Below are 18,403 nucleotides of genomic sequence, written 5' to 3'. Positions count from 1 at the left end.
CGCTATAAACCCTTGATGGCGCTGCCAAACGCCGTCTCATAAAAATAGACCAGCTTTTTCCAGTCTGCCGCGCTGAACGACGAGTGGCGACGCAACTGCTTCAAGTCATGGACAGCTGCACGATTGGCGGTCAAACGCCGTCGGCATTTCTCCAGATCGATCAGGGCCACTTCGACCTTGGCCGTCTCGCCCTCACCGGTCACGCGAACGAATACGTGCTTGTCGTAAAGGCAACCGTGCTGCCAGCGGCCCTTGTGCATGCGAGCCAGGTTTTCAGCCAGGTCCTTGAGCACTCGGTCGTTTATGGCTTCACCATGACGCTCGCGACCGCCACCGGCGTACCAGCGATCGATTTCCTCGAAGCCGTCCAGCGACTTGGTGAGCAGCAAGGCACGCCACTTGTGCACAGGGTCGCGCTGTGCGCCGCAGAAAACGATTTGCGGAACCCGTACGCCAAGCGCGGTCACACCGATGAGCGCAGCATGCTCGCGCAGTACCGTAGGCCGCCCGAAGGGGTGCTGCCAGCTACGATGGATATGCCCGGTCTGGCGCTTGACGTAGAGCAGCTGACCATCACTGCCCATCAGGCGTTGAACGCCGCTTTCCCCGCCGCGACGGACGTTGGGTTCCTCCACCCATTCACCGCGCTGATTCCAAAAGTAATCGAAGCGGTCCTGGGGAGCGACTTCCGTTTCTGCTGCACACTGCACTGCCATCCTGTTACCTCTTGCGTAATACGTAAACTCGCCACATCGCATAGAGCGGCAAAAAGTCCAGTTGTTCCTGGATGCGGAAACCCGCCTGCTCAAATTCCTTTTCTACGGTAGCGGCCGGTAACACAAACCGGTTTTGGTAACCTTCCTGCCCACGGGTTTTCTCCGAACGCTTGCGTTTCCAGGCCTTGAAGTTGCCATCGACCCATAGCGAAAGGATCACGCTGTCACGGGAAACTCGCTCGAATTCGCGCAAGATAGCCATGCGATGCTCGGCTTCACCGATGTGGTGGAGCAAGCGCATGCAAAAAATGCTGTCGACGGCGTTGTCCGGCAAGGCGATGTCGAATGCAGACGTGTGCAAGGGTTGTACCCGTTTCACCACGTCGGCAGGTTGCGCCTGGGTTGCGATCTTCAGCATGGACTGCGAGTTATCGGCACCGATGATCACGCGGTTGGATTTTTCCGCCAGCAAGGGCCAGAAACGCCCTGCACCACACGGCAAATCGAGGACCAGGCCAGGCTCGCCAACCAGGGCCAGCGCCTTGCGCGCCAGTTGTTCGTCACGCCAATGGGACAATCGACGGCCGAGACCTTCCTGGTGTTTGTGCAGATAACGTTGCGCGTGTTGATCGTCGTACTTTTCGGAGAAATCGAGCTTGATCGGGCCGTCCATCATCAGGGCTCCTGAACTTCTGATAGCAACCACCTTAGGTTTCGTGGTGTCGTTGACAGGTGATCCATTTGTGAAAAGTTCGTAATGGGAAACCTGGAAGTATTACAGAGCTTTACAGAATTGATAGGGTTTACTGGACGCCCGACTCAACTGTTCAAGTTCGCGACAACTCCACCTGAAAACGGCAGCCATTGGGCTCCATGGTTGTCAGGCCGACGCTCCAGCCCTGGTTTTCACAGATCCGCTGCACCAGTGAAAGCCCCAGGCCCAAGCCTTCCCCACGCTTTTCAGTGCCCCGGACGAAGGGTTCGAACATCGCCTCGCGTTTTTCCTCGGGAATGCCCACACCACTGTCTTCGACCAGAAAGCCCGTACCCGTCAGGGTCAGGCGGATGAAGCCCTGCTCGGTGTAATGCAAGGCATTGCGCAGCAAGTTACCCATCACCGCGTGCAAGAACGTCGCATTGTAGCCCTTGGCCTCGGGGTTGCCCGGTTCGAAGATCAGCTCCAACCCTTTGCTTTCGATAGGTTCACGCCACAGACCGAGCAGGCCCTCGGCCACCTGGCTAAGGGACTGTTGCGGCGACATGCTGGCGTCTTCGCGTTGGGCACGGGCCAGCATCAGGAAGGTTTGCACCAGCTCACGCATTTCTTCACACGCTCGGGCAATGCGCTCGACCTGAGCGCGGCCGCGCTGATCGATACCGGGGTTTTCCAGCAACAACTCGCAGGAACTGGCCAATATCATCAGGGGCGTACGCAATTCGTGGCTGACGTCGCTGGTGAACAACCGCTCGCGGGTCAAGGCCTGACGCAAGCGCCCGAGGGTGGCGTCGAAGGCCACGGCCAGTTCGCCCACTTCGTCAGCGGCATAGTCCGGAGCCAACGGAGGAGCCAAACCCAGCAGTTGATCACGATGGCGTACCTGGCGGGCCAACCGTACCACCGGCGCCATGACCTTGCGTGCCAGGACCCAGCCGAGAAACACCGCCAGCACCAGGCTCAGTACGAAACCCACCAGCGCCACGGCAAACAGCACCCGCTCACGCTCTTCGAAGTCGCTCTGGTCCTGCAACAGCACGTAACGTCGGCCGTCGACGATTTCGACCATGGCGTGGTACGACAGGTTTTCACGGAACACTTCATGGAAACCCGGCTCCAGGTGCCGCAAATCCTTGGGCAATCTGAAATCGCCTGGCCCGCTGCTGAAGTAGAACAATTGGTCCGGTTCGGGACGATGGCGCCAGTCCGTGACACTGTCCATCAGCAACAGGCGCTGCAAATCGCCACCCAGACCTGCCGAAATCAGTTTTTCTTCCACCAGGTGCACGGTCGCCACAATGCCCATGGCAAAGGCACCCGCCACCAGTGCGCTCATCAGCGCAAAGGCAATGATGATTCGTTGAGAAAGGCTCTGCTTAAACTCCATCACGCCCCTCGGCCAAGCGATACCCCACACCGTGCACGGTTTGCAGCAATGGCTTGGCGAACGGTTTGTCGATCACCTGGCGCAGTTGGTGGACATGGCTGCGCAGGCTGTCGCTGTCCGGGCAGTCGTCGCCCCACAGGGCTTCTTCAAGAATTTCACGGCGCAATACATGCGGGCTTTTCTGCATCAACACGGCCAGCAGCTTCAGGCCGACCGGGTTGAGTTTCAGCAACCGGCCTTCGCGAGTGACTTCCAGGGTGTCGAGGTCATAGCTCAGGTCGCCGACCTGCAAGGTCCGCCGTCCGCCGCCCTGGGTACGGCGCATGACCGCTTCGATACGCGCCGCCAGCTCAGACAGGGCGAACGGTTTGATCAGGTAGTCATCGGCGCCGGACTTGAAGCCTTGCAGGCGGTCATCCAGTTGATCGCGGGCCGTGAGCATGATCACCGGCGTTTCGCGGCGGGCATCTTCGCGCAGGCGCTTGCACAGGGTGTAGCCATCGATGCCGGGTAGCATGATATCGAGCACGATCAAATCGTAATGCTCGGTGGCCGCCAGATGCAGACCCGACAGACCGTCCTGCGCGCAATCCACGGTATAGCCTTTGAGCCCCAGGTAATCGGCCAGGTTGGCCAGGATATCGCGGTTGTCTTCAACCAATAGAATTCGCATGGGTATCTCTCCGTCCACAGTAACGGCCGTCATGGCCCGCGCAGCTTAAGGCCAAGTGTGGCCCACGGCTAGGGGAAGGCTGTGCATGGATCAATTCACTCAACCAACAGGTATGATTGACGAGTTTTTCACTATCGATTCACACGCTCCCTACAGCGGGCGGTGAAGACTGTCACGCGATTGATAATAAGGAATATAGAAAATGGACTATTTGAAGACGGCACCCATGCGCTTTTTGCTGCTGGTGACCGGCTCCTGGCTGGCAATTTTTTTTCTGACTCGAACAGTCCTGCTCCTCACTCATCTGAATGAGGCCGGTAGCGGCTTCCTGTCGGTGTTTGGTATCGGCCTGCTTTACGACATGGGTTTTATCGCTTACGCAGCGCTGCCCATGGGCCTCTACCTGTTGCTGTGTCCGCCGGCCTTGTGGCGCACTCGTGGCCATCGCTGGTTTCTTCAGGGTCTGCTGACCGTCAGTCTGTTCGCGATGCTGTTCACCTCGGTGGCCGAGTGGCTGTTCTGGGATGAATTCGGCGTGCGCTTCAACTTCATCGCCGTCGACTACCTGGTGTATTCCGACGAAGTACTGAACAACCTGCTGGAGTCATACCCGATCGGCACGCTGCTGAGCATTCTCGCCGTGCTGGCCGTGGTCCTGAGTCTTGCATTGCGCAAATTCTTCAACGCCGCACTTGATGCGCCATTGCCGCCCCTACGCGGCCGCTTACTGAATGCTCTCGGTTTGTTGATCGTCGCCGGCCTGAGCATGCAGTTGCTCAGCCAGGATGCCCCGCGCGCCCAGGGCGGCAATGCCTATCAGAACGAACTGGCGAGCAATGGTCCCTACCAGTTCTTCGCCGCGTTCCGTAACAACGAACTGGACTACCCGCAGTTCTACAAAACGCTGCCGGAGGCAGTCGTTGCCCAGCAGATTCGCGCCGAACTGGCAGAACCCAATGCCCGCTTCGTTGGCCAGGACCCGCAGGACATCCGTCGGCAAATCGATAACCCGGGCACACCGCGCAAGCCCAACATCGTACTGGTCACCATTGAAAGCTTCAGCGCCAAGTACATGGGCAGCAACGGTGACACCCGTAACCTGACCCCCTACCTTGATGCCTTGCGCAAGCAGAGCCTGTATTTCAATAACTTCTACGCCACCGGCACCCGCACCGACCGAGGCCTGGAAGCCATCACCCTGGCGATTCCGCCGACACCGGGTCGCTCGATCGTCAAGCGCGTGGGTCGTGAAAGCGGCTTTGCCAGCCTTGGCCAGCAACTCAATGCCGTGGGCTACGACAGCGTGTTTGTTTACGGCGGCCGCGGTTACTTCGACAACATGAATGCGTTCTTCAGTGGCAATGGTTATCGCGTTGTAGACCAGAGCAGCGTCGAGGAGTCGGAGATTCACTTCAAGAATGCCTGGGGCATGGCAGACGAGGATCTCTACAACCAGACCCTGAAACTGGCCGATGCCGACTATGCCAGGCAGCAGCCATTCCTGCTGCAGCTGATGACGACGTCCAACCATCGCCCTTACACCTATCCGGACAACCGGATCGACATCAAGTCCGGCAACGGCCGTGACGGCGCGGTGAAATACACCGACTACGCCATCGGTCAGTTTCTCGATCAGGCGCGTCAAAAACCCTGGTTTGACAATACAATCTTCGTCTTTGTCGCCGACCACACCGCAGGCAGCGCCGGTAAGGAAGACTTGCCTATCGCCAACTATCAGATTCCGCTGTTCATCTACGCGCCCAAGTTGATCGAAGCTCGGGAAACGGCACAGCTGGCCAGCCAGATCGATCTGGCGCCAACGCTGCTGGGCTTGCTCAATCTGGATTATGAATCGACGTTCTTTGGCCGTAACCTGTTGCAGGACAACCCGCTGCCGCCACGCGTGGTGGTTGGTAACTACCAGCACCTGGGGTTGTTTGACGGCAAGGACCTGGCAATTTTGAGCCCACGCCAGGGATTGCGTCGTCACGATGACGCACTGACCGAAAGCCGCGAGTCCCGGTCGACCGCCGATGACCCGCTGATTACCCGCGCCATCACCTATTACCAAACCGCCAGTTATGGCTTCAAGCAACAGCTGCTTGGCTGGAAGGCGCCCAAGGAGGGTGCCGGTCAAGTCGGCGAACGTTAACCGAATCGCCCCGGGCTGATGCCCCGGGGCTTTTTCCTTTGTTCAGGATCCACCATGTCATCAACCGCTGTCCGCCCTGCCCCTCGCCCACTCAACTTCTGGGTGTGCCTGGGGGTTCCCGCCGTTGCGGCGATCATTCTGGTGTTGCTCGAACTGACCTCACTGGACATGGACCTTGCCAAGCTGTTCTACGACCCGGTCGCGGGGGACTTCATCGGACGGCACAGTTACTTCCTGGAAAACATCCTGCATACCCGCGCCAAGCAGGTCGTCATTGCATTTTCGGTGTTCGCCATCCTCGGCTACATCGCTTCGTTCTTCATGGCCAAACTCAAGCCGTACAAGCGCGAACTGGGTTGTCTGGTGCTGTCCCTGGGCCTGGCGACTTCCTTTGTCACGCCCATGAAAGCGGTGACCGCGGTGCAATGCCCCTGGAGCCTTGAGCAATTCGGCGGTCACGAGACGTACAGCGAATTGCTGAGCCCTCGCCCGCACACCGAAAAACCGGGACGTTGCTGGCCCGGCGGCCATGCGGCCACCGGTTTCACCCTGTTTGCCCTGTTTTTCGTATTGCGTGACCGTCGCCCGCGCATGGCTCGCGCAGCGTTTGTCTTCGCCTTCGCCCTCGGCTCGGTGTTTTCCATCGGGCGGATGATGCAGGGCGCGCACTTCTTCTCGCACAACGTGTGGACGGCAGTGTTCTGCTGGCTGATTTGTCTGGGGTCGTATTACTGGATTCTGTATCGACCTGCATCCAGCGTTGAACGAGCAGGCAAGGCCGAACCGGTCAGGGCTTGATAGAAGATCTTTTGACTTTGATGTTTGTAAAAGACAATAAAAAACCCCGCCTGCTTTCGCAGGCGGGGTTTTTTCGTACAGGGGTAAGGCTGGCTTACATCATGCCGCCCATGCCACCCATGCCGCCCATGTCTGGCATACCGCCACCAGCACCGCCGTCTTTCTTCGGTGCATCAGCTACCGCGGCTTCGGTGGTCAGGATCAGACCGCCGATCGACGATGCAGCTTGCAACGCGGAACGGGTGACCTTGGTCGGATCCAGGATACCCATTTCGATCATGTCGCCGTATTCGCCAGTCGCAGCGTTGTAACCGAAGTTACCTTTGCCGTTCTTGACTTCGTTGACCACAACGCTTGGCTCGTCACCGCTGTTGGCAGCGATCTGACGCAGCGGTGCTTCGATGGCACGACGCAGTACGGCGATACCCACGTCCTGGTCGGCGTTGTCGCCTTTCAGGTCGAGGATTGCTTCCAGAGCGCGGATCAGCGCAACGCCACCGCCAGGTACCACGCCTTCTTCAACGGCTGCACGGGTTGCGTGCAGAGCGTCTTCAACGCGGGCTTTTTTCTCTTTCATTTCTACTTCGGAACCAGCGCCAACCTTGATCACTGCAACGCCGCCGGACAGCTTGGCCAGACGCTCTTGCAGTTTTTCACGGTCGTAGTCCGAGGAAGTTTCGGCAACCTGAGCACGGATCTGAGCAATGCGGGACTCGATGTCGCCTGCTACGCCAGCACCGTCAACGATGATGGTGTTTTCCTTGGAGATGGTCACGCGCTTGGCGCTGCCCAGGTTTTCCAGGGTGGCTGCTTCCAGGCTCAGGCCGATCTCTTCGGAGATAACGGTACCGCCGGTCAGAACGGCGATGTCCTGCAGCATGGCCTTGCGGCGGTCGCCGAAGCCTGGAGCCTTGACGGCTGCGACTTTAACGATGCCACGCATGTTGTTCACGACCAGAGTCGCCAGGGCTTCGCCTTCAACGTCTTCGGAAACGATCAGCAGCGGACGGCCGGCTTTGGCAACGGCTTCCAGCACTGGCAGCATTTCGCGGATGTTCGAGATCTTTTTGTCGACCAGCAGAACCAGCGGGTTGTCCAGCTCGGCAACCATGGTTTCCGGCTTGTTGACGAAGTACGGGGACAGGTAGCCACGGTCGAACTGCATGCCTTCTACAACCGACAGTTCGTTTTCCAGGCCAGTGCCTTCTTCAACGGTGATCACGCCTTCTTTACCGACTTTTTCCATGGCTTCGGCAATGATGTCGCCGATGGAGTTGTCGGAGTTGGCCGAGATGGTGCCAACCTGAGCGATGGCCTTGGTGTCAGCGCATGGCTTGGACAGGTTTTTCAGCTCTTTGACGATGGCGATGGTCGCCTTGTCGATGCCGCGCTTCAGATCCATCGGGTTCATGCCGGCAGCGACGGCTTTCAGGCCTTCGTTGACGATCGACTGAGCCAGAACGGTAGCGGTGGTAGTACCGTCACCAGCGTCATCGTTGGCACGGGAGGCAACGTCTTTGACCAGCTGCGCGCCCATGTTTTCGAAACGGTCTTCCAGTTCGATTTCTTTGGCGACGGAAACGCCGTCCTTGGTGATGGTCGGAGCGCCGAAGCTCTTCTCGATGATCACGTTACGGCCTTTCGGGCCCAGGGTCGCTTTTACTGCGTCAGCCAGGACGTTGACGCCTTTGAGCATTTTCTTGCGGGCGGAATCGCCAAACAGAACTTCTTTAGCAGCCATGATCGATATTCCTTAAATACTTTGTAGTAGCGGAAAATGAACGGGGGTATCAGCCTTCGATAACAGCGAGGATTTCGTTCTCGCTCATTACCAGCAGGTCTTCGCCGTCGACTTTCACAGTGTTGCTGCCGGAGTAAGGACCGAACACAACCTTATCGCCCACTTTCACGGCCAGTGCGCGCACTTCACCGTTGTCCAGTACGCGGCCGGTGCCTACAGCGAGGATTTCGCCGCTGTTGGCTTTTTCAGCAGCCGAACCTGGCAGGACGATACCGCCAGCGGTTTTCTTTTCTTCTTCGCTGCGACGGATGACGACGCGGTCATGCAGAGGACGAAGCTTCATTGTCGATCTCTCCTAATTGTGGTTTTCATCGGCCGGTGTAGTCCCGGCGGGTTTAACAAAGTCCGGCGATGCCGGGTGCGGTTCGTCAAGCGAACCGCGGAAGTCTGTCTGGCGTGTTCGCCAGAAACCTTGCGGTGACCGTTACATAAGGGCGCATAAGCTTATTACAAGGGCGAGGATCGAAAAAATTTCAGTTCGCTGCCCCGCAAACGAACACGGCACCCGAAGGTGCCGTGTCGATGTGCTTATTACTTGGTATCGCGGTGTTCGAACTCGCCTTCGATCACGTTGGGCTCGCGGCCCAGCGGCTCGCGAGGTGCCGGGCCGCCACGGGCCTGGAGGTCATCGGCGAACGCTCGCTGACGCATGGCCTGCTCTTCGGCGCGCTGGCGCATTTTACCCGCCAGCAGGCGACGACTGAACGGCAGCAGCATGAACAGGCCGATCACATCGCTGATGAAACCGGGAAGAATCAACAGGCCGCCGGCCAATGCCAGCATCAGGCCTTCGAGCATGGTCTGGGCCGGCAGCTCGCCGCGGTTCAGGCTCTCACGGGCACGCAGGGCCGTGGCCAGGCCGGCGACGCGCAGCACGAACACACCGAACATCGAGCCGAGAATGATCAGCAGCAGGGCCGGGAAAAACCCGATCGACCCTGCCACCTTGACGAATACGAACAGCTCTAACACCGGGAACAGCAGAAAGAGCAACAAAAAAGGGCGCATCAAATGATTCCTCAACGCAAGAATGCCTTGCCAGTTCACCTTAGATGACGTCGCCGTTTCGTGAATTCAAGCATCGGCCACTTCATTTTTCGGCCAATGCTCGGCGTGGGCCAGAGAAACCAAGGCTTCGCGGACTTGTGTCGGCGTATTACAAGGCGCTTGAAACGGCAACCAGTACAGGCTCTGGCCAATGCGCAGATGCATGCCTTCGCTGTCGATTCCGGCCATTTGCGCCGGTACGTTTTTCGGCAGTCCGGCCAGCTCGACGTAATGGGCAATGGCCTTGGCGTGGTCGGCGTTCATGTGCTCGACCATGCTCACTTCGGCCTTGCCAGCGAACGGGTTGGCCAGGGTCAGGTCGTTGACCCAATGAATGGCGCCAAAACCGCCGATGTAACGGTGGCGTACAGGCTTGAGCACCCAGAAATCGAAATCGTGGGCCTGGTGATAACCCTGCGACTCCGGGAAGTAGCGGTAGTAACGCTCGGAGGCGGCTTCGATGGCGGCTTCGTCTTCGAGCTGCTGCGCCTCAGCCAGGTAAGTCAGTCGACCAACGGCCTGGACATCTTCAGCGCCACGTTCGCCGACAAAGAGCGAGCACTTCGGATCTTTCTGCAGATTATGAGTGTGCTGGGCGATGCGGCTGATCAGGATCAGCGGCCGGCCCAGCTCGTCCAGGCAGTACGGAACCACGGAGCCGAACGGAAAACCGGGCATCGATTTGGAGTGCGTCGAGAGCACCCCACGGTATTCCTTGAGGAGCAATTCTCGTGCATGCTTAGCCGCTTCAACGCTCAATTTATGACTCCTTAAATAGAATCCGTCAGAAAAACGGACGAGCTGCTGGTGAAAGTCCCAGCACGCCATCGGGGCAGTTCTCATGTGCAGCCGGGCCACGTCAGGCGCAGATCGAGAGGCTCTCTACAAGGAAACACTCAGACCTGCTACCGGGGGCATGCGAATGCAACTCACTGACAAAGTAATCATTATCACGGGCGGTTGCCAGGGTTTAGGCCGCTCCATGGCCGAGTATTTCGCAGGCCTTGGCGCGAGACTCGCGCTGGTGGACCTGAACCAGGAAAAACTCGACGACGCCGTCGCGGCCTGCAAGGCCCAAGGTGTCGAGGCCCGCGCCTACCTGTGCAACGTGGCCAACGAAGAACAAGTGACCCACATGGTTGCCCAGGTCGCTGAAGACTTCGGCGCGATCCATGGTTTGATCAACAACGCAGGGATCCTGCGCGACGGTCTGTTGCTCAAGGTCAAGGATGGCGAAATGACCAAGATGAGCCTGGCCCAGTGGCAGGCGGTCATCGACGTCAACCTGACCGGCGTGTTCCTGTGCACCCGTGAAGTCGCGGCGAAGATGGTCGAGCTGAACAACAGCGGCGCGATCATCAATATCTCGTCGATTTCCCGCGCCGGCAACGTCGGCCAGACCAACTATTCGGCGGCCAAGGCCGGTGTTGCGGCGGCGACCGTGACCTGGGCCAGGGAACTGGCGCGCTACGGCATTCGCGTCGCCGGCATTGCACCGGGCTTCATCGAAACCGAAATGACTCTGGGGATGAAACCTGAAGCGCTGGAGAAAATGACCACCGGTATTCCGCTCAAGCGTATGGGCAAACCTGAGGAAATCGCCCATTCGGCGGCTTACATCTTCGAGAACGACTATTACACCGGTCGGATTCTGGAGATGGATGGCGGGTTGCGGATCTAAAGCAAGATCAAAAGATCGCAGCCTGCGGCAGCTCCTACAGGGTGAACATCAATCCCATGTAGGAGCTGCCGCAGGCTGCGATCTTTTAACAGGCGACCGGGATCAATCGTCGCTAACGCTGATGTTCGGCATCGCCGGCGTCAACGCTTCCTGCAATACGATCCGCGCACCGACATGGCGGGCCAGTTCCTGGTAGACCATGGCGATCTGGCTGTCAGGCTCGGCGATCACCGTTGGCTTGCCGCCATCGGCCTGCTCGCGGATGACCATCGACAGCGGCAACGAGGCCAGCAGTTCGACGCCATACTGGTTGGCCAGTTTCACGCCACCGCCCTCACCGAACAGATGCTCGGCATGTCCGCAATTGGAGCAGATGTGCACGGCCATGTTTTCCACCACGCCCAGCACCGGAATGTTGACCTTGCGGAACATTTCCACGCCCTTGCGCGCGTCCAGCAATGCCAGGTCCTGCGGAGTGGTAACGATGACCGCACCGGCCACAGGCACTTTCTGCGCCAGGGTCAGCTGGATGTCACCGGTGCCTGGCGGCATGTCGATGACCAGGTAGTCCAGGTCGCCCCACGCAGTCTGCGTCACCAATTGCAGCAAGGCGCCGGAGACCATCGGACCACGCCAGACCATCGGTGTGTTGTCATCGGTGAGGAAGGCCATGGACATGACCTCGACACCATGGGACTTGAGCGGCACGAACCACTTCTGGTCCTTGACCTCTGGACGGGTGCGCTCAGGGATGCCGAACATGATGCCTTGGCTCGGACCGTAGATGTCCGCGTCGAGAATCCCGACCTTGGCGCCTTCGCGGGCCAGTGCCAACGCAAGGTTGGCCGCGGTGGTGGATTTACCCACGCCGCCCTTGCCGGACGCGACAGCCACCACGTTCTTGACGTTGGCCAGGCCCGGAATCTGTGCCTGAGCCTTGTGTGCGGCAATCACGCTGGTGATGTCGACCTTGGCACTGGCTACGCCATCCAGCCCCTGAATAGCCATTTCCAGCATTTGTGCCCAACCACTCTTGAACAGGCCGGCGGCGTATCCCAATTCAAGCTGAACGCTAACGCGGTCACCCTGGATCTCGATGTTGCGCACGCACCCGGCGCTGACCGGGTCCTGGTTCAGGTATGGGTCGGTGTATTGGCGAAGGACGGCTTCCACCGCTGCGCGATTGACGGCGCTCATGGGCAACTCCGAAAACAGGACTGGAAAAGATAACGGGTATCGTACCTGTTCTGATCGTTGGGCGGGATGTAGAAAAGATCGTCCGAAGGCTCGGGCCGCGCTCGGACGATCTTTTGAACCATCACCCGTTACTCATCCAATGAAACAGGCTCACAGGGTGAAAAATATGCGCCAGCGCTTTATAGTGGCCGACCTCCGTTTCATCAAGTAGCCGAGCCCCATGTCCGAGCCACGCAAGATCCTCGTCACCAGCGCCCTGCCCTATGCCAATGGTTCGATTCACCTCGGCCATATGCTGGAATACATCCAGACCGATATGTGGGTGCGCTTCCAGAAGCACCGCGGCAATCAATGCATCTATGTCTGCGCCGACGACGCCCACGGTTCGGCGATCATGCTGCGCGCGGAAAAGGAAGGCATCACCCCGGAACAACTGATCGCCAACGTCCAGGCTGAACACAGCGCCGACTTTGCCGACTTTCTGGTGGATTTCGATAACTTCCACTCCACTCACGCCGAAGAAAACCGTGAGCTGTCGAGTCAGATCTACCTGAAGCTGCGTGACGCCGGGCACATCGCCACGCGCTCGATCACCCAGTACTTCGACCCGGAAAAGAAAATGTTCCTGGCCGACCGCTTCATCAAGGGCACCTGCCCGAAATGCGGCACCGAAGACCAGTACGGCGACAACTGCGAAAAATGCGGCGCGACTTACGCGCCAACCGACCTGAAGGATCCGAAGTCGGCAATCTCCGGCGCCACCCCGGTGCTCAAGGATTCCCAGCACTTCTTCTTCAAGCTGCCAGACTTCCAGCAAATGCTGCAAACCTGGACCCGCAGCGGCACCCTGCAGGACGCCGTGGCCAACAAGATCGCCGAATGGCTGGACGCCGGCCTGCAACAGTGGGACATCTCCCGCGATGCGCCGTACTTTGGTTTTGAAATCCCCGACGAGCCGGGCAAATACTTCTACGTGTGGCTGGATGCGCCGATCGGCTACATGGCCAGCTTCAAGAACCTGTGCAACCGTACGCCGGAGCTGGACTTCGATGCGTTCTGGGGCAAGGACTCCACCGCCGAGCTGTACCATTTCATCGGCAAGGACATCGTCAACTTCCACGCCCTGTTCTGGCCAGCCATGCTCGAAGGCGCAGGCTACCGCAAGCCGACCGGGATCAACGTGCACGGCTACCTGACCGTCAACGGCCAGAAAATGTCCAAGTCCCGTGGCACCTTCATCAAGGCCCGCACTTACCTTGATCACCTGTCGCCGGAATACCTGCGCTACTACTACGCGGCCAAGCTGGGCCGTGGCGTAGACGACCTCGACCTGAACCTCGAGGACTTCGTGCAGAAGGTCAACTCCGACCTGGTGGGCAAGGTCGTCAACATCGCCAGCCGTTGCGCCGGTTTCATCAACAAGGGCAATGCCGGCGTGATGGTCGACACCAACGCCGCGCCTGAACTGACCGAAGCCTTCCTGGCCGCCGCGCCAGGCATTGCCGACGCCTATGAAGCCCGCGACTTCGCCCGCGCCATGCGCGAGATCATGGGCTTGGCCGACCGCGCCAATGCCTGGATCGCCGACAAGGCACCGTGGTCGCTGAACAAACAGGAAGGCAAGCAGGATGAAGTCCAGGCCATCTGTGCCACCGGCGTCAACCTGTTCCGCCAACTGGTGATCTTCCTCAAGCCTGTACTGCCGCTGCTGGCCGCCGACGCCGAGGCGTTCCTCAACGTCGCGCCGCTGACCTGGAACGACCACGCGACCTTGCTCAGCAATCACCAGCTGAACGAGTTCAAGCCGTTGATGACTCGTATCGACCCGGTCAAGGTGCAAGCCATGACCGACGCCTCGAAAGAAGACCTGACCGCCAGCCAGACCGACACCGGCGAAAACGAAAGCGAAATCCCGCCTGTCGGCAATGGCGAACTGGCCAAGGATCCGCTGTCGCCGGAAATCGAGTTCGACACCTTTGCCGCCGTCGACCTGCGAGTCGCTCTGATCGTCAAGGCTGAACACGTGGAAGGCGCCGACAAGCTGTTGCGCCTGACCCTGGACATCGGTGACGAGCAACGCAACGTGTTCTCCGGGATCAAGAGCGCTTACCCGGACCCGTCCAAGCTCAATGGTCGCCTGACCATGATGATCGCCAACCTCAAACCACGGAAAATGAAGTTCGGCATCTCCGAAGGCATGGTGATGGCCGCCGGCCCTGGTGGCGAAGAAATCTACCTGCTCAGCCCTGACAGCGGCGCCAAGCCTGGTCAGCGCATCAAGTAAGGTCTGCGCAAAACCGATCCCACAGTCGTGCCTGGCGCGACTGTGGGATTTTCATGTCTGGCCCATACTGTCTTTCAGGTCTGGCTTCATCTTGTAGGAGCTGCCGCAGGCTGCGATCCTTTGATCTTGGCTTTTTAAGAGCAAAGTCAAAAGATCGCAGCCTGCGGCAGCTCCTACAGAGTTATCCAGCATCGGATATGGACGATCATGACCGAAACACTGCTTACGCTTATCAGTGCAGCCTTGATCAACAACGTCGTGTTGCACTGGCCGCTGGGCGTCGATCCGCTGTTGGGCAGCCAACGCCGCCAGGTCCATGCCTTGGGCATTGCGACGACGTGCCTGATGCTGGTCGTGGGCATGCTCGGCTACGCGCTCTATCAATGGCTGCTGGTGCCGCTGCATTTGACGACGCTGCGTCTGTTTGTGTTTCTGCCATTGAGCGTGCTGCTGATCAGCCCATTGCTGAAGTTGCTGACACGGTTGTTTTCGACACTGCCGTTCGAAGGCCTCTGGCCGTTGCTGCTGGGCAATGCCGGCGTGCTCGGCGTGGCCTTGCTCAATGCTCAGGAAGACAAGGGCTTCTTTCACGCCACAGCCTTGAGCCTTGGTGCAGGGCTGGGCTTCTGGCTGGTGTTGAGCCTGTTCACTGATTTGCGTGAACGCACGGCCGACAACGATGTTCCCCTGCCCTTTCGCGGCTTGCCGATCGACCTGATTGGTGCCGGCCTGATCGCAGTGGCCTTTCTCGGATTCAGCGGACTGATCAAAACATGAGTCTGATTCAACTCATCGACGCACTCTTGCCGCAAACCCAATGCGGCAAGTGCGGCCACCCCGGGTGCAAGCCTTACGCCGAAGGCATCGCCAATGGCGAGCCGATAAACAAGTGTCCGCCAGGCGGCAACGAAACCATTAATGCCCTGGCCGAACTGCTGAAGGTGCCGGTGCTGGAGCTGGACATCACTCGCGGCTCGGCACCTGCGCAGATCGCCTATATCCGCGAGGCCGAGTGCATTGGTTGCACCAAGTGCATTCAGGCCTGCCCGGTCGATGCCATCGTCGGCGCGGCCAAACTGATGCACACGGTGATCATCGATGAGTGCACCGGTTGCGACCTCTGCGTGGCACCGTGCCCGGTGGACTGCATCGAAATGCGCCCGTTGCTGCCGAACACGGTACTGCCCGTTGTCGGGGGGCTGGCCCTCACACCGCAGGCGCGGCAGGCCCGCACCCTCAAGCGCGATCACGCACGGCGCCGCTTCGAACAACGCAATGCCCGCTTGCAGCGTGAGGAGCAACAGAAAATCGCCGAGCGCCAGGCAAGGCAGCGAGCCGCGCAACCTGCCGAGACGACAGCCGACCCGGTGCAGGCGGCCCTCGAGCGCGTCCGCGCACAGAAAACCGCCAATGCCGATGCCGCGCTGAAAAAGGCCAAGATTGATGTAGCGATGAGTCGGGCGCAGTTGCACAAATCGCTGAAGGCCTTTGGGCATCCGCCGACCTTCGAGCAGCAATCGCAGTTGATCGTCCTGCAACAACAGTTCGAAGCCGCCGAACAAAGCCTGGCGCAACTGGAAAGCGTCGCACCATCGGCCCCTGCGCCGACTGCCGCAGTTGTGTCGCCAAATGATGCCGATCTGAAACGGGCCAAGATCCAGTTGGCCATGCGCCGCGCCGAACTCAAGAAGGCTCAGGCCAGTGAAGCAACGGCGGAGCAAATCGAAGCCCTGGAGCGCGCACTCGGCGAAGCCGAGCGCCAGGTGGACGCCCATGCCAGCCCTTGACGCGGTTGACGATCGCCTGCAACAGGCGATGAAACTGGTGCTGCTGGCCACGCTGCCGGGAATGCTGGTGGCATTCTGGTTGTACGGCTGGGGCGTGTTGATCAACCTGGTTCTGGCGGCCTCTGCTGCGCTGGCCGTCGAGGCCGCCGTCGTGCAATGGCGCAAGCGGCCGCTGCGACCAACCCTGAGTGACGGTAGCGCGTTGGTCAGTGCCACCTTGCTGGCTCTGGCGCTACCGCCTTACTGCCCGTGGTGGCTGACCCTCAGTGCTGCCGCTTTTGCCATGGTGTTTGGCAAGCACTTGTATGGCGGCGTCGGCTCGAATCCCTTCAACCCGGCGATGCTCGGTTTTGCTCTGGTGCTGGTGACCTTCCCCCAACCAATGACCCATTGGCCCTCGTCCCATGGCATGGATCTGCTGAGTGGCTTGCAGCAAGTGTTCGGTGTCGGCCAAACGCCGGATGCATGGGTGCAGGCCACGGCACTGGACAGTCTGCGGATCAACAAAAGCCTGACCATGGATGAACTGTTTGCCGGCAACCCGGCATTCGGCCACTTCGGCGGCCGGGGAGTGGAATGGATGAGCCTGGCGTTTCTGGCAGGTGGATTGTTTCTCCTGCAACGGCGGGTGATCAGTTGGCATGCCCCGGTCGGCATGCTGGCCAGCCTGTTCATCATCAGCCTGCTGTGCTGGAACGGGTCGGGCTCCGACTCCCATGGTTCACCGCTGTTTCATCTGCTGAGCGGCGCGACCATGCTGGGGGCGTTCTTCATCATCACCGAACCGGTGTCCGGCGCCAGAAGCCTTGGCGCGCGACTGCTGTTCGGCGCTGGCGTCGGACTGCTGACTTATCTGATTCGTACCTGGGGCGGCTATCCGGACGGCATCGCCTTTGCCGTGCTGTTGATGAACCTGTGCGTGCCGGCACTGGAGCGGTTCGTGGCGGCCAGACAACAGCCGGAGGCACCATGAGCCGGACGTCAAGCATCGCGCTTCTGGTGCTTTTGACCGCACTGGGCCTTGGTGTGACGTACTTCGTGCAGCTCGGCAGCGCGCCGCGCATTGCAGCCGAACAGCGCCTGATCGACAGCCGTAATCTGCTGGACCTGATCGCGCCGGACAGCTACGACAATCAACCACTCGAACACCCCATAAATCTCGAAGCAACCGCCTTGGCCAACAGCGCCTTGCTCGGGGGTTATCTGGCGACCAAAACCGATCAACCCGTCGCGGTATTGCTGCGCAGTCAAACCCTTGGCTACGCTGGTGCCATCGACCTGTTGATCGCTGTCGACGCCAATGGCAGGTTGCTGGGCGTCAAAAACCTCAAACAGTCGGAAACCCCAGGACTGGGTGCGCGGATCGCCGACTGGCCCAATACCTGGCTTCAGGTTTTTTCCGGCAAGTCTCGAACAGAACCGGGCGACAGTGGCTGGGCGTTGAAAAAGGATCAGGGGCAGTTCGATCAGATCGCTGGTGCGACTATCACCTCAAGGGCGGTGATCAATGCCGTCCACGATGCGTTGCGCTACTTCGATGAACACCGGCAACAACTGCTCGGAAACCCTGCCCATGGATAACTCATCGACTCCGCGCAACGCCTTGATGCTGACGCCGCTGATCGGCGCTACCGAGTCGCTGATGGCCGCACTTGGCCTGTGCCTGATGTTCATGGTGGTGACCCAGTTGTTCAGTCTGGCCATGGGCGCCCTGCGATCCCGACTGGTCCCGGCGACCCGCTTGCTGGCCAGCATCCTGTTGGCGGCCACGCTCACCAGTTGCGCGGAACTCATGGCACAGGCCTGGTCGCTACAGTGGCAGCAGCATCTGGGGTTTTATGGCGCCTTGATCGCCTTGCAATGCGTCGTACTCGAGCACACCGGGCTCTTTCAGAACGGCTGGCGCCAACGCCTGCGACTCAATGGCTTGTTTGCCACTCTGATGATCGCGCTGGGCCTGCTGCGCGAACTCATCGGCAACGGGACACTTGGAAGCCACTTGTCGTGGCTGACCGGCACAACGCAAGCTGACTGGCAAGGCTGGGGGCTGATGGCGGATGGCGGTCTGCGCCTGGCCACATTGGTCCCTGGCGGGTTCATTCTGCTCGGACTGCTGATCGCCGCCTGGCAGGCTTGGCGACCCAAGTCCACACATTGATCGTCTT

General features: G+C 59.5%; 18 protein-coding genes. 9 read left to right on the top strand and 9 right to left on the bottom strand.

Annotated features, from left to right (window positions below; genetic code table 11):
• Positions 1 to 2: 2 nt before the first annotated feature.
• The 4 genes from AC1DWG_RS09530 to colR form a co-directional block, all read right to left on the bottom strand.
• On the bottom strand, positions 3 to 716 hold the full coding sequence (locus tag AC1DWG_RS09530) for a lipopolysaccharide kinase InaA family protein (RefSeq protein WP_477762720.1): 714 nt from the start codon (positions 714 to 716) through the stop codon (positions 3 to 5).
• Between the two features lie 4 nt (positions 717 to 720).
• Positions 721 to 1,389, bottom strand: a complete 669-nt coding sequence (locus AC1DWG_RS09525) for a class I SAM-dependent methyltransferase (RefSeq protein WP_477752704.1) — start codon at positions 1,387 to 1,389, stop codon at positions 721 to 723.
• 154 nt (positions 1,390 to 1,543) lie between these two features.
• The gene (locus AC1DWG_RS09520; RefSeq protein ID WP_477762719.1) at positions 1,544 to 2,818 is read right to left on the bottom strand and encodes a sensor histidine kinase; all 1,275 of its coding nucleotides are present in this window, start codon (positions 2,816 to 2,818) and stop codon (positions 1,544 to 1,546) included.
• Complete coding sequence (colR, locus tag AC1DWG_RS09515; RefSeq protein WP_007985839.1) at positions 2,808 to 3,491, bottom strand: two-component system response regulator ColR; 684 nt, start codon at positions 3,489 to 3,491, stop codon at positions 2,808 to 2,810. The genes AC1DWG_RS09520 and colR overlap by 11 nt, the downstream gene beginning before the upstream one ends.
• Before the next feature lie 202 nt (positions 3,492 to 3,693).
• Here colR and AC1DWG_RS09510 point away from each other — a divergent pair, with 202 nt between their 5' ends.
• Both AC1DWG_RS09510 and AC1DWG_RS09505 read left to right on the top strand, forming a co-directional pair.
• Complete coding sequence (locus tag AC1DWG_RS09510; RefSeq protein WP_477752686.1) at positions 3,694 to 5,643, top strand: LTA synthase family protein; 1,950 nt, start codon at positions 3,694 to 3,696, stop codon at positions 5,641 to 5,643.
• A gap of 54 nt (positions 5,644 to 5,697) precedes the next feature.
• A complete protein-coding gene (locus tag AC1DWG_RS09505) occupies positions 5,698 to 6,441 on the top strand; it encodes a phosphatase PAP2 family protein (RefSeq protein ID WP_477762718.1) in 744 nt (247 codons plus the stop codon).
• Positions 6,442 to 6,535: 94 nt separating this feature from the next.
• Here AC1DWG_RS09505 and groL read toward each other — a convergent pair whose 3' ends face one another.
• From groL to AC1DWG_RS09485, 4 genes are all read right to left on the bottom strand, one after another.
• Positions 6,536 to 8,182 carry a chaperonin GroEL gene (gene groL, locus AC1DWG_RS09500; RefSeq protein WP_150728305.1) on the bottom strand — a complete coding sequence of 549 codons (1,647 nt, stop codon included), beginning with the start codon at positions 8,180 to 8,182 and terminating at the stop codon, positions 6,536 to 6,538.
• A 49-nt stretch (positions 8,183 to 8,231) separates the two neighbouring features.
• A complete protein-coding gene (locus tag AC1DWG_RS09495) occupies positions 8,232 to 8,525 on the bottom strand; it encodes a co-chaperone GroES (RefSeq protein WP_047532658.1) in 294 nt (97 codons plus the stop codon).
• 248 nt (positions 8,526 to 8,773) lie between these two features.
• Complete coding sequence (locus AC1DWG_RS09490) at positions 8,774 to 9,250, bottom strand: FxsA family protein (RefSeq protein ID WP_223459973.1); 477 nt, start codon at positions 9,248 to 9,250, stop codon at positions 8,774 to 8,776.
• 66 nt (positions 9,251 to 9,316) lie between these two features.
• Complete coding sequence (locus tag AC1DWG_RS09485) at positions 9,317 to 10,048, bottom strand: HugZ family pyridoxamine 5'-phosphate oxidase (protein ID WP_477762717.1); 732 nt, start codon at positions 10,046 to 10,048, stop codon at positions 9,317 to 9,319.
• A 163-nt stretch (positions 10,049 to 10,211) separates the two neighbouring features.
• Between AC1DWG_RS09485 and AC1DWG_RS09480 the strand changes: the two genes are divergently transcribed.
• Positions 10,212 to 10,970: an SDR family oxidoreductase gene (locus tag AC1DWG_RS09480; protein WP_477752690.1), complete on the top strand. Its 759-nt coding sequence runs from the start codon at positions 10,212 to 10,214 to the stop codon at positions 10,968 to 10,970.
• A gap of 102 nt (positions 10,971 to 11,072) precedes the next feature.
• Here AC1DWG_RS09480 and apbC read toward each other — a convergent pair whose 3' ends face one another.
• Positions 11,073 to 12,167: an iron-sulfur cluster carrier protein ApbC gene (gene apbC, locus AC1DWG_RS09475; protein ID WP_477752691.1), complete on the bottom strand. Its 1,095-nt coding sequence runs from the start codon at positions 12,165 to 12,167 to the stop codon at positions 11,073 to 11,075.
• Positions 12,168 to 12,387: 220 nt separating this feature from the next.
• Between apbC and metG the strand changes: the two genes are divergently transcribed.
• The 6 genes from metG (at position 12,388) to AC1DWG_RS09445 (ending at position 18,396) form a co-directional block, all read left to right on the top strand.
• Positions 12,388 to 14,451: a methionine--tRNA ligase gene (gene metG / locus AC1DWG_RS09470; protein WP_477762716.1), complete on the top strand. Its 2,064-nt coding sequence runs from the start codon at positions 12,388 to 12,390 to the stop codon at positions 14,449 to 14,451.
• A 207-nt stretch (positions 14,452 to 14,658) separates the two neighbouring features.
• Entirely contained in the window at positions 14,659 to 15,228 is a 570-nt protein-coding gene (locus AC1DWG_RS09465; RefSeq protein ID WP_477762715.1) for an electron transport complex protein RnfA, read from the top strand.
• Positions 15,225 to 16,238 carry an electron transport complex subunit RsxB gene (rsxB, locus tag AC1DWG_RS09460; RefSeq protein ID WP_477787689.1) on the top strand — a complete coding sequence of 338 codons (1,014 nt, stop codon included), beginning with the start codon at positions 15,225 to 15,227 and terminating at the stop codon, positions 16,236 to 16,238. The genes AC1DWG_RS09465 and rsxB overlap by 4 nt, the downstream gene beginning before the upstream one ends.
• Positions 16,225 to 17,211, top strand: coding sequence for an RnfABCDGE type electron transport complex subunit D (locus AC1DWG_RS09455; RefSeq protein WP_477762713.1), 987 nt, complete (start codon positions 16,225 to 16,227; stop codon positions 17,209 to 17,211). Before rsxB ends, AC1DWG_RS09455 begins: the two co-directional genes overlap by 14 nt.
• Positions 17,208 to 17,819, top strand: coding sequence for an RnfABCDGE type electron transport complex subunit G (locus AC1DWG_RS09450; RefSeq protein WP_477762712.1), 612 nt, complete (start codon positions 17,208 to 17,210; stop codon positions 17,817 to 17,819). The genes AC1DWG_RS09455 and AC1DWG_RS09450 overlap by 4 nt, the downstream gene beginning before the upstream one ends.
• The gene (locus tag AC1DWG_RS09445; RefSeq protein WP_477787688.1) at positions 17,812 to 18,396 is read left to right on the top strand and encodes an Rnf-Nqr domain containing protein; all 585 of its coding nucleotides are present in this window, start codon (positions 17,812 to 17,814) and stop codon (positions 18,394 to 18,396) included. Before AC1DWG_RS09450 ends, AC1DWG_RS09445 begins: the two co-directional genes overlap by 8 nt.
• Positions 18,397 to 18,403: the final 7 nt, after the last annotated feature.

This window comes from Pseudomonas sp. P4_B3, from assembly GCF_056402295.1.
Note: the sequence above shows the minus strand (reverse complement) of the source record. Positions and strands in the feature narration are given on the sequence as shown.